Consider the following 1379-nt stretch of genomic DNA (forward strand, 5'->3'; position numbering starts at 1 on the left):
AGTGAAGTTCATGCAGAAAAAATGCATGTTTTTATTAATACTTTTCCGTTTCCCTTGCTACCTCCCATAAAGTACGGGCACCACGACGAAGAGGCGTACGCCTTATTTTTCCTTCTTTTTCAAGACACATAAGATAATGGCGGGCCTGATAGGCACTCATTTCAAAACGCGAGGCAATATCAGTCGTTCTGCATGGTGTCTTTATTTCCTGAATAAAATCCAGTATCTGCTTTTTCTTCATCTTCTGTTAACACTCTTAGCTGTAATCCTTTTTATTATACATCCTTACTTACGTTGAATCTCATTGCCATCTTTTATCATTGCAACCACATGAAAATAAAGGATGTTAGTAATGGTAGTGCTCTGTTTTGACTGTTTATTGCTTTATTGAGTGGTTAGTGACTGGGCATATTTTTGTTTCTGTGTTTTTAATTTCCATGTTTAATATTTTTTATTATTCTAAATTCATATTTTTTGTGAAAATTGGGATCTGTTTTTTGATGAATATCTAAATAAGAACAAAAAATCTGTCCAGGAGGCAATATTGGTGTTTACAAAAACAACGATCTTTTTATCTGTTTTTTGTTTTGTTTTTGGTTTTTTATCCTAAGTTGTCGGGGTTTTGTCAGGATTTTGTGCCATTAAATAGTTGTTGTTTGGTTATAAAGATCGTGAAATTGATGTTTTTCGCTATAAAACACCGTGATAATCTTCGCCGCAGAAAACAGGACGGCAGCAGAGTGAATACATTTTTGTTATCCGGATTTATGTCGTCTTTTTGTCTGGTTATGTTTCTGGAATAGATGTAAATGAACAGCAGTGACCTGTATCTGAGCAAGAAGCACGGGCGTACCTTGTCGCCCGGAAAAATGTCAGAGAGCCAGTTCTGGTTATTAGCTGAAATATCTCCGGTTCACAGTGAAAAGGTTCTTAATGCGCTGAGGGATTTTCTGGTTCTGGGTTATACCCGAAGGGAGGCCTGTGAACGACATGAGGTTTCTCAGGGATATTTCTCTGGTGCTCTCGGGCGTATTCAGCGTACCCATCAGGCGGTAAACAGGCTGGTTCCTTTTTATATATCAGAAGCCGGTATTCCATATACGGGATAACAGTTGCATGAAAAATTTATCGCTTTCAGTACTTCTGCTTCTGGCAGGGGGCGGGGTTTCTCACGCCGCTGTTCAGAAAACCGTATTCAGTGCTGACGTGGTGGCCTCGGCCTGTCATGTGGTGGTGGATGCGGACAGTACCGGCAACAGTGGCCGGCTGACATTCGGGACTTACCGCAAGTCCACGGGGGCGTCTGTGCCGCCGCGTGACTTCACTGTGCGTCTGTATGAGTCCGGTGCCACGGTTCAGGGCTGCTCAGCCTTTAAGGC

General features: G+C 41.8%; 2 protein-coding genes and 1 pseudogene. 2 read left to right on the forward strand and 1 reads right to left on the reverse strand.

All coding sequences use genetic code 11. The features are described from left to right. Positions 1 to 34 precede the first annotated feature (34 nt). Complete coding sequence (locus tag C0K55_RS25635; protein ID WP_000730142.1) at positions 35 to 241, reverse strand: FaeA/PapI family transcriptional regulator; 207 nt, start codon at positions 239 to 241, stop codon at positions 35 to 37. A gap of 568 nt (positions 242 to 809) precedes the next feature. Between C0K55_RS25635 and daaA the strand changes: the two genes are divergently transcribed. Both daaA and C0K55_RS25645 read left to right on the forward strand, forming a co-directional pair. Continuing rightward, positions 810 to 1109 (forward strand): F1845 fimbrial adhesin operon transcriptional regulator DaaA, encoded by a 300-nt coding sequence (daaA, locus tag C0K55_RS25640; RefSeq protein ID WP_001088797.1) that lies wholly within the window; start codon positions 810 to 812, stop codon positions 1107 to 1109. 7 nt (positions 1110 to 1116) lie between these two features. Further along, positions 1117 to 1379 (forward strand): annotated as a pseudogene (locus C0K55_RS25645) (fimbrial protein); the annotation flags it as partial.

Origin of the sequence: Escherichia sp. MOD1-EC6098 (assembly GCF_002965865.1) — a bacterium.
Taxonomy (GTDB): Bacteria; Pseudomonadota; Gammaproteobacteria; order Enterobacterales; family Enterobacteriaceae; genus Escherichia; species Escherichia marmotae.

Bases quoted from the DNA above. Each gene is read 5' to 3' on its own strand.
- C0K55_RS25635 (WP_000730142.1), bottom strand. From the start codon at position 241: ATGAAGAAAAAGCAGATACTGGATTTTATTCAGGAAATAAAGACACCA.
- daaA (WP_001088797.1), top strand. From the start codon at position 810: ATGAACAGCAGTGACCTGTATCTGAGCAAGAAGCACGGGCGTACCTTG.